Annotated in this window: 8 protein-coding genes and 3 tRNA genes; 4 read left to right on the forward strand and 7 right to left on the reverse strand. The window is 56.4% G+C overall.

Annotated elements, in window-relative coordinates; all coding sequences use genetic code 11:
- The first annotated feature begins 114 nt into the window (after nt 1–114).
- Together H9Q10_RS11930 and H9Q10_RS11935 are read left to right on the forward strand one after the other, a co-directional pair.
- Nucleotides 115–188: transfer RNA gene (locus tag H9Q10_RS11930), tRNA-Cys, on the forward strand.
- Nucleotides 189–317: 129 nt separating this feature from the next.
- Nucleotides 318–408 (forward strand) — tRNA-Leu (locus H9Q10_RS11935).
- A gap of 196 nt (nt 409–604) precedes the next feature.
- Here the strand turns inward: H9Q10_RS11935 and H9Q10_RS11940 are convergent.
- A complete protein-coding gene (locus H9Q10_RS11940; protein ID WP_197904204.1) occupies nt 605–1,270 on the reverse strand; it encodes a cation diffusion facilitator family transporter in 666 nt (221 codons plus the stop codon).
- 108 nt (nt 1,271–1,378) lie between these two features.
- On the opposite strand from H9Q10_RS11940, the gene H9Q10_RS11945 reads away from it, so the two are divergent.
- Complete coding sequence (locus H9Q10_RS11945; RefSeq protein WP_197904205.1) at nt 1,379–1,762, forward strand: MerR family transcriptional regulator; 384 nt, start codon at nt 1,379–1,381, stop codon at nt 1,760–1,762.
- A 160-nt stretch (nt 1,763–1,922) separates the two neighbouring features.
- Here H9Q10_RS11945 and H9Q10_RS11950 read toward each other — a convergent pair.
- From H9Q10_RS11950 to H9Q10_RS11975, 6 genes are all read right to left on the reverse strand, one after another.
- Nucleotides 1,923–1,998, reverse strand: a tRNA-Ile gene (locus H9Q10_RS11950).
- Between the two features lie 49 nt (nt 1,999–2,047).
- Entirely contained in the window at nt 2,048–3,997 is a 1,950-nt protein-coding gene (gene rpoD, locus H9Q10_RS11955) for an RNA polymerase sigma factor RpoD (protein WP_197904206.1), read from the reverse strand.
- A 49-nt stretch (nt 3,998–4,046) separates the two neighbouring features.
- Complete coding sequence (gene dnaG, locus H9Q10_RS11960) at nt 4,047–5,837, reverse strand: DNA primase (protein WP_197904207.1); 1,791 nt, start codon at nt 5,835–5,837, stop codon at nt 4,047–4,049.
- Nucleotides 5,838–5,940: 103 nt separating this feature from the next.
- Nucleotides 5,941–6,216 (reverse strand): oxidative damage protection protein, encoded by a 276-nt coding sequence (locus H9Q10_RS11965; RefSeq protein ID WP_197904208.1) that lies wholly within the window; start codon nt 6,214–6,216, stop codon nt 5,941–5,943.
- A 63-nt stretch (nt 6,217–6,279) separates the two neighbouring features.
- Nucleotides 6,280–7,095 (reverse strand): 4-hydroxy-tetrahydrodipicolinate reductase, encoded by an 816-nt coding sequence (gene dapB / locus H9Q10_RS11970; RefSeq protein ID WP_197904209.1) that lies wholly within the window; start codon nt 7,093–7,095, stop codon nt 6,280–6,282.
- A 56-nt stretch (nt 7,096–7,151) separates the two neighbouring features.
- A complete protein-coding gene (locus H9Q10_RS11975) occupies nt 7,152–7,514 on the reverse strand; it encodes an outer membrane protein assembly factor BamE domain-containing protein (protein WP_197904210.1) in 363 nt (120 codons plus the stop codon).
- Between the two features lie 137 nt (nt 7,515–7,651).
- Here H9Q10_RS11975 and fur point away from each other — a divergent pair, with 137 nt between their 5' ends.
- Nucleotides 7,652–8,080: a ferric iron uptake transcriptional regulator gene (fur, locus tag H9Q10_RS11980; RefSeq protein ID WP_197904211.1), complete on the forward strand. Its 429-nt coding sequence runs from the start codon at nt 7,652–7,654 to the stop codon at nt 8,078–8,080.
- Nucleotides 8,081–8,204 lie beyond the last annotated feature (124 nt).

The following is an 8,204-nucleotide window of genomic DNA, read 5'->3' on the forward strand; positions in this document are numbered from 1 at the left end:
AATAGCTCAGTTGGTAGAGCGCAACCTTGCCAAGGTTGAGGTCGCGAGTTCGAGACTCGTTTCCCGCTCCAAGTTTTAGCGATTTGGCCGATTCAGTCGGCCAAAAGCTAATTTGGCGGGATAGCAAAGTGGTTATGCAGCGGCCTGCAAAGCCGTGTACGCCGGTTCGATTCCGACTCCCGCCTCCAAAATACTGCATCATCAATCATCATGGCGGGGTGGCAGAGTGTTTATGCTGCGGGGGGTGCAACCTCCGTATAGGCCGGTTAAAATCCGCGCCCCCGCCTCCAATCTCCGAGTCTGCTATTCTGCAGCCGGCCCGAGTGGTGGAATTGGTAGACACAACGGACTTAAAATCCGTCGCTCCTTAATACGAGCGTACCGGTTCGATTCCGGTCTCGGGCACCACAAACCGCTTATTAGCGGTTCTTTTTTTGTATTCAGCGGATTATGTGTAAGTAGCCCATAATTCTGTAGATCGGTTAAGAAATTTTCTCTGTATCCTTTTAATAAACATAATTTTGTTGGCGCTTGCGGTCATATTTAACCGAAGCGCCAATGCTTTAATCCTAGAGGCTACCTGAAAATATGGTTTCAGGTAGCCTTAATGCTCTGCTTGTAGTTCTTGCCAGGCCTGTCGCACCACGTCCAAGCCGCTTTTCAGCACCAGCAGCGACAACAATGCGCTGGCTGCGGCGTCCACCCATTGCCACCCCAGCAGCCAAGCCGCCAGCCCGGAAATAATGGCCACCACTGAGCCGAACAGGTCAGCCAAAACATGCAGGTAGGCCGCTTTCACATTTAGGTTGGCATGGTCGCCCTTCATCATCAGCCAAGCCACAAAAACATTAACCAGCAGGCCGGTACACGCCACAGCCAGCATCGGCAGCGCCAACATTTCGGTAGGTGCCGCCCAGCGTTCGGCTGCTTCCCGCAAAATCATGGCGGCCACCAGTATCAAAGAGGCACCGTTGACTAAGGCCAACCATTTTTGCCGGCGTTCGGAAAGGAATAGCGCCAGTAGTGCCAGCAGCAGCGACAGGCTGTCGTTGGCCATGTGGCCGGCATCGGCCATCAGTGCCAAGCTGTTGAAATACCAACCGCCGAGGAATTCCACTACCATATAACCGGTGATGACGGCGAAGCTGAGAGCGAGGATTTTGCGGTTTTTCGGGATGTGGCTGTGTGCGTGGTCATGGTTGTGGGAATGGGCGTGACCATGGGAGTGATTGTGCTGATGGGTGTGCTTGGCCAATGATGGGTTTTGCATGATGGTTTCCTTTTCTACGGCGTTTGAATTATGATGGCTGCATCATAAAGCCTGTAGCCGCTACGGGGTCAAGCGCTTACAGGTAACTTGTATCTGAGAAATAATCCAATGAAAATCAATGAACTGAGTGCGAAGAGCGGAATTCATGCCGAAACCGTGCGTTATTATGAAAAAACTGGACTGTTGCCGACGCCCAAGCGTGCCGCTAACGGCTACCGCGTGTATGACGAAGGCACACTTGGCCTGCTCGCCTTCATTAAAACCTGCCGTTCGCTCGGCTTTTCCATTGAGGACATCAGGGAGCTAAACCGGCTAAAACACGCTCCTGCCGAACATCATCGTGCGGATGCCATGGTACGGGCGCAGTTGGATAATGTGGAAGACAAGATTGCCCAGCTGGAGGATATCCGGAAGTTTTTATTGGGGTTGATGGGGGAAGAAGGGCATGGCCCGGCAGAGTGCCGCACGCTTGCGGGATTGGGGGGAGGGTAAGGCGTTTGTGAGGTGTTATTGAGAGGCTACCTGAAAAGTTTGTTTAGAAGCTCACTGCATTCGTTTTCAGGTAGCCTTTGACAGTGTTGTGAGGGGTGTAAGCGCTGAAAACAAAACAAGCCGCAATCGGTGGAGATTGCGGCTTGTTTGCAGAGGAATTTGGTGGGTCTGGCTGGTCTCGAACCAGCGACCAAAGGATTATGAGTCCTCTGCTCTAACCCCTGAGCTACAGACCCGGCTAGAAAGGGCGGCATTGTACCGACAAGCCGCCTGCCTAGCAAGGGACTACTGTTTGTTTTCCTCGCTATCTAAGAAGCTTCTTAAGCGGTCGCTACGGGTGGGGTGGCGCAGCTTGCGCAGGGCTTTGGCTTCGATCTGGCGGATGCGTTCGCGGGTAACGTCGAACTGTTTGCCCACTTCTTCCAGCGTATGGTCGGTGTTCATGTCGATGCCGAAGCGCATACGCAATACCTTGGCTTCGCGCGGGGTAAGGCTTTCCAACACGTCTTTGGTGGCCTCGCGCAGGCTGGAATACATGGCGGCATCGGCCGGCGCGACGTTGTTCACATCTTCAATGAAGTCGCCCAAGTGGCTGTCGTCGTCGTCACCGATGGGGGTTTCCATGGAAATCGGTTCTTTGGCGATCTTCATGATTTTTCGGATTTTGTCTTCCGGCATTTCCATCAGTTCGGCCAGTTTGGCGGCATCCGGGTCTTCGCCGGTTTCCTGCAAATACTGGCGGGAGATGCGGTTCATTTTATTGATGGTTTCAATCATGTGAACCGGGATGCGGATGGTACGCGCCTGGTCGGCAATCGAGCGGGTGATGGCCTGGCGGATCCACCAGGTGGCATAGGTGGAGAATTTGTAGCCGCGCCGGTATTCGAATTTGTCTACCGCCTTCATCAGGCCGATGTTACCTTCCTGAATCAAATCGAGGAATTGCAAGCCGCGGTTGGTGTATTTCTTGGCGATGGAAATCACCAGGCGCAGGTTGGCCTGAATCATTTCCTGCTTGGCGGCGGCGGTTTCTTTTTCGTTGGCCACCATGTTTTTGCTGATTTCTTTCAGCTCGGCAATCGAAATTTGCGCGTGTTTTTCCTGCTCGATCAGGATGTTTTGCTTCTCGATGATGGCGTATTGGAAGCGGCTCAATGCTTCGCTCCATACGCGGTTTTTGCTGATTTCGTTTTCTACCCAGTTTAAATCGGTGATGTTAGGCAGGAAGTGCTCGATGAAATAGTCGCGATCCATGTGTACGCGATTAATGCAGATGTCGCGGATTTCGCGTTCCAAGCGGCGGATGTTGTCCACGCGGGTGCGCAGGTTGTCGCTCAGGGTTTCAATCTGGCGGGTGGTGAAACGCACGTTCAGCAATTGGTCGGCAATGGAATTGCGCAGCTCCAGATAGGAAGTATGCTGGCTGTGGTGCTTGTTCAGCGCGGCCACCATTTTTTTGTAGGTGGCTTGGATGCCTTCAAAGTGTGCCAACACTTTTTGTTTGAGCTCTTCCAAATTGGCGGCGGATACGGCGCCGGCATCTTCTTCTTCGGTATCCTCTTCGTCTTCTTCCGAATCTTCGTCGCCGTCTGTTTCCAAATCGGTATCGGAGTCGGATTCTTCTGCTTTTTCCACACCGATGCCCAGTTCGTCGAGCAGCTCTTCGTGCGGGTCGATGATGTCTTCCACCACTTCGTCCACCCGGATTTCGTCGTTGCGCACCTGCTCAATCAGCGCGAGGATTTCGGCCACAGAGCCGGGGCAGGCGGAAATGGCTTGGATCATGTTGCGCAGGGCGGTTTCGATTTTTTTGGCGATAACGATTTCGTCTTCGCGCGTGAGCAAGTCCACCTGTCCCATCTCCCGCATATACATGCGTACCGGGTCGGTAGTGCGGCCGAATTCGGAGTCGGCGCTGGAAAGGGCGGCTTCGGCTTCGGCCACGGCGTCGTCGTCGGTCATGTTGGCGGTATTATCCGCCATCAGTAGGGTTTCGCTGTCGGGTGTTTCTTCGGTTACCTGAATACCCAAACCGGCAATCATGTTGACGATATTGTCGATTTGTTCGGCATCCGACATATCGTCTGGCAGGGCATCATTGATTTCGGCATAAGTGATGTAGCCGCGCTCTTTGCCTTGCAGAATCAGCTGTCTGAGCCGCGCCCGCTGCTCTTCGGGAGTCAGCGGGCGGTTGCCGTCTTGTTCTTCGGTGGCGGGATTGTTCTGTTCGGACATGTTTCTCTCGTTCTTCACATGGGCTAACTAAAAGGGGACGGTGCCGCCGCTAGGGCTGCCCGTCGTTATGGTGGGAAGGATGCCTTAGCAAATCCCGCAGCAGCTTCATTTCATCATCGCTCAGGCCTTGGGCGATGCGTTTGCGTTTCAACGCTTCAACTTGTTGGGATTTCAGCGAGGCCATCAGCTTGTGCATACCCGATTGAAAATTAAGCACATACGCTTCGTCATCCCCTTCGAAATGATCGTTGTCTGTACTAGACTGCATGATGTGGCAGATATTGCCGTAATAAGGGGTGTTGCGCATGGCTTCCATCAATCCGGCGCTGGAGAGCGGGGCTTGGCTGCGGCGTACATGGGCAGCCATCACGCTCAGGCAGGCCAAATCGGCATCCAGTTCCAGATGGTCGGGCAAGTCGATATATGCAGCCCATTGCGGATTTATCAATAGGCTGCGGATTTGTTTTTGTGCCAAACTCAGCATTTGCGGCTGACGGAAGGTTTGGCGCGGTAGGGTGTAGCGCTGCTGGGCAACGTGGCGCTTGGGTGCTTCCTGCCCCATCAGGTGAGCTAAATTGGCCGGATCGATACCCACTAAGTTGCTGAGCTCCTGCTTGAGCAGGAAGGAGAGGGCGGGTGCGGTAATCTGTGTGAGCAGGGGTGAGGCGGTTTTCACCAGCTCGGCTTTGCCTTCTTGGGTGTGCAAATCCAAGTGTTCGGTCAGCGCGTCCCACAGGTAGGCGGAAAGCGGCTTACTTTGGTGCAGCAGCATGTCTTCAAAACGCTCGCGGCCGTGTTCGCGTACATAGCTGTCGGGATCGTGGTCTTCGGGCAGGAAGAGGAAATGCAGCGATTTGCCGTCTTTGAGCTGGGGTAGGGCGTTTTCCAAGGCGCGCCAGGCGGCTTTGCGGCCGGCGGCATCACCGTCGAAGCAGAAATAGATGCTGTCGGTTTGGCGCATCAGGATTTTGACGTGCTCTGCGGTGGTGGCGGTGCCGAGCGCGGCCACGCAGTAGCCGACGCCGAACTGCGCCAGCGCCACCACGTCCATATAGCCTTCCACGACGAGGATGTGGCCGGCTTCTTTCACGGCGGCACGGGCTTCGTGCAGGCCGTAGAGGTTTTTGCCTTTGTCGAACAGCGGGGTGTCGGGTGAATTGAGGTATTTCGGTTTGGAATCGTCGAGCACGCGGCCGCCGAAGCCGATGACCTGCCCGCTGTTGTTGCGAATGGGGAACATGATGCGGTGGCGGAAGCGGTCGTAGTGGCTGCCGTCTTTTTCGATCACCATGCCGCTGTTGATGAGGGCTTCGGACGGGTAGGGGCTGAAGCTCTGGGCCAACGGGCGCCAGCTGTCGGGGGCGTAGCCCAAGCCGTAGTGGGCGATGATTTCAGCGGAGAGGCCGCGTTTTTTCAGGTAGCCTTGGGCGGCTTCGCTGGCGGCCAGTTCGCGTTGGTAGAACGCGGCGGCCTGTGCGGTGGTGTCTTCCAAGGTTTGCTGGCGCTGTTTGCGGCGGGCGCGTTCGTCGGCGTTTTCCTGCCGGCCGCGTTGCTGCGGCACGACCATGCCGGCGCGGTCGGCGAGGTATTGTACGGCCTCGGTGAAGCCCAGGCCTTGGTATTCCATCACGAATCCGATGGCCGAACCATGTGCGCCGCAGCCGAAGCAGTGGTAAAACTGTTTGCTCGGGCTGACGGAGAAGGAGGGCGATTTCTCTTTGTGGAACGGGCAGCAGGCCATGTAGTTGGCGCCGCCTTTTTTCAGCGGCACGTGCTCGTCGATGATGTCGACGATGTCGGTTTTGGCCAGCAGCTCGTCGATGAATTCGCTGGGAATCATGGCGGGTTTGGCTGCGGTTTGGGAAATGTGTTGGCAAATAGGCCTAAAGGCTACCTGAAAATCTGCGTTGGGATTTTCAGGTAGCCTTAATGGTTTGCTTTATTTACTCGGCAGGCGGCACGTAGCCGTGCACGGTGTCGGCATCGCCATCGCCAAAGAAGTAGTTTTCCATCTGCTGGGCGAGATATTGGCGGGCGCGGGGGTCGGCCAGGCTGAGGCGGTTTTCGTTGATGAGCATGGTTTGGTGGCGCGTCCAGGCATCCCAGGCTTCTTGCGATACGTTGTCGAAAATGCGCTTGCCCAGCTCGTTGGGCAGGGGCGGGAATTTGAGGCCGGGGGCTTCTTTGCCCAATTTGATGCAGTGTACGGTGCGGGTCATGGGGTTTCCTGTGGTGTGGGGGTTGGGTGCGGCGTGGCCGCTGCTTAGGGCTATATGGGCGGATTACTGGTTTTTCAAGCCCAATACGTCTTGCATGTCGTACAGGCCGCGGTCGTGCTGTTGCAGCCACACGGCGGCGCGCACGGCTCCGGCGGCGAAGGTCATGCGGCTGGAGGCTTTGTGGGTGATTTCCACGCGCTCGCCCTCACCGGCAAACAGGGCGGTGTGGTCGCCCACGATGTCGCCGCCGCGCACGGTGGCAAAGCCGATGGTGTGCGGACTGCGTGCGCCGGTGTGGCCTTCGCGGCCGTATACGGCGCATTGTTTCAAATCGCGGCCAAGGGCGTGGGCGATCACTTCGCCCATGCGCAGGGCAGTGCCGCTGGGGGCATCGACTTTGTGGCGGTGATGCGCTTCGATGATTTCGATATCGTAGCCTTCGTTCAGCACGCGGGAGACGGTGTCGAGGATGTGGAAGGTGAGGTTTACGCCGACGCTATAGTTGGCGGAAAACACCACGGCGGTTTGCCCGGCGGCAGCGGCGATGGCGGCTTTGCCGGCTTCGTCGAAACCGGTGGTGCCGATCACCATTTTGATGCCGCGCTCAGCGCAGAGGGGCAATAGGCTACCTGAAACCGCCGGGCGGGTGAAATCGATGAGCACGTCGCAGCGGGCGAGCACGGCGTCGGTATCGCTGCTGATGGCGATGCCGGTTTTCAGGCCGGAGGCGTAGCCGGCATCTAAGCCCAGCGCTTCGGAGCCGGCATGCTCCAATGCGCCGGCGAGCACGGTGTGCGGGTTTTGCGCTACGGCTTCGATCAGCATTTTGCCCATGCGGCCGTTGGCGCCGGCGATGGCGATTCTGATGGGGGCGGACATATTGGCTCCTTAACGGGCGGAATATCGGGTGCGGCGATTGGATTTGGCAATCGGGCTTATTGCGGTTGCTGCTGTTGGCGCAGCTCGTTGAGTACGTCACCTTCGGCGCGTACCAGGGAATCGTTTTGATCGAAATACAGGGTTAGGTTTTTGCGTTCGCTCACTTTGCCGCCGCGGCTCACTTCAAACAGGTAATCCCAGCGCTCGGCGTGCATCGGGTCGCGCAGCAAGGGTGTGCCCAAGAGGTGCTGCACCTGTTCTTTGCTCAGGTCTTGGCGCAGGGCGGCCACGGCCTGCAAATCCAGCTCGTTGCCTTGCACGATGGTGAGCTTGTAGGAAGGGAAGCGGGCCAGGCGCTCGGTGCTGCAAGCGGCCAGGCCGAGGCAGGCGGCCAGCGCCAGACAGAGGGATTTGTTCACAACATGACCTTTCGAAAAACTGAAAACAGGGTCGGCGCGCCGCCGCAGGGCCGGCAAACAGTTCGGCCAAAGAGTGGGCAAGCGCATTAAAAGTGCGTATTATAACGACTATTGTCTAATAGTGATATGCATACATCATGGAAAATAACATCGCACAACTCAAAGGCAGCGGCCTGAAAGTAACCGGCCCGCGCCTGAAAATTCTGGATTTGTTTGAAACCCATGCCGAGGAGCACCTGAGCGCCGAGGATGTATACCGCATCCTGCTGGATGAAGGCGTGGAAGTCGGTGTGGCCACGATTTACCGCGTGCTCACCCAGTTCGAGCAGGCCGGCATCCTGCTGCGCCACCATTTCGAGAGCGGCAAGTCGGTATACGAGCTGAACAAGGGCGACCACCACGACCACATCGTGTGCGTGAAATGCGGCAAGGTAACCGAATTCCTCAACCCGACCATTGAAAACCTGCAAGGCAAAATCGCTGAGGAAAACGGCTACCGCATCGTGGACCACGCGCTGTACCTCTACGGCGTGTGTAGCACTTGCCAGCAGAAACACCATCTTTAGGAGACGTTCTCCCGGCGGCGGCCTCCTGTTTTCAGGTAGCCTTTAATTGTAGAAATCAGTAGCGTTGTTTACAGTATTTCCAGGAGAATACTGAAACATGAACATGCACAAAAATACCCGACTC

The organism is Eikenella glucosivorans (assembly GCF_016025525.2).
GTDB classification, from domain to species: Bacteria; Pseudomonadota; Gammaproteobacteria; order Burkholderiales; family Neisseriaceae; genus Eikenella; species Eikenella glucosivorans.

Coding starts and splice junctions, on each gene's coding strand:
- H9Q10_RS11940 (WP_197904204.1), bottom strand. CDS start 1,270: ATGCAAAACCCATCATTGGCCAAGCACACCCATCAGCACAATCACTCC.
- dnaG (WP_197904207.1), bottom strand. CDS start 5,837: ATGATTCCCAGCGAATTCATCGACGAGCTGCTGGCCAAAACCGACATC.
- dapB (WP_197904209.1), bottom strand. CDS start 7,095: ATGTCCGCCCCCATCAGAATCGCCATCGCCGGCGCCAACGGCCGCATG.
- fur (WP_197904211.1), top strand. CDS start 7,652: ATGGAAAATAACATCGCACAACTCAAAGGCAGCGGCCTGAAAGTAACC.
- H9Q10_RS11945 (WP_197904205.1), top strand. CDS start 1,379: ATGAAAATCAATGAACTGAGTGCGAAGAGCGGAATTCATGCCGAAACC.
- rpoD (WP_197904206.1), bottom strand. CDS start 3,997: ATGTCCGAACAGAACAATCCCGCCACCGAAGAACAAGACGGCAACCGC.
- H9Q10_RS11965 (WP_197904208.1), bottom strand. CDS start 6,216: ATGACCCGCACCGTACACTGCATCAAATTGGGCAAAGAAGCCCCCGGC.